This window comes from Methylobacterium sp. J-026, from assembly GCF_022829585.1.
Classification (GTDB): domain Bacteria; phylum Pseudomonadota; class Alphaproteobacteria; order Rhizobiales; family Beijerinckiaceae; genus Methylobacterium.
This window is the reverse complement of the sequence record NZ_JAKSYC010000262.1, coordinates 1-283: the sequence shown is the minus strand read 5'-3', so window position 1 is coordinate 283 and position 283 is coordinate 1. Positions and strand designations below refer to the sequence as shown.

Sequence of the window (283 nt, the reverse complement as noted above, 5' to 3'; positions counted from 1 at the left end):
ACCCGGTGCTGTTCCGGCTGTCGCACAATTACGTGGGCGATCTCGCCGAGACCACGGCGCTGATCTGGCCGACACCGCGCGATCTCCCTCCCCCCTCTGCGGGGGAGGGTGGCCCTCGCGTCAGCGAGGGTCGGGAGAGGGCCCTGTCGCGGCCCTTCGTGGTCACCGACCCCTACCTCGCCGGCAGCGGCCGCGTGGAGGCGCTGCTCGAACGGCTGGCCAGCGCCGGCACAAGGGCGACGGTGTTCGCCGACACGGTGCCCGATCCGACGGTCGCCTCCGT

General features: G+C 72.8%; 1 pseudogene. It reads left to right on the top strand.

Annotated features, from left to right (window positions below):
• Positions 1–283: pseudogene (locus tag MKK69_RS22185) on the top strand (hypothetical protein); the annotation flags it as partial.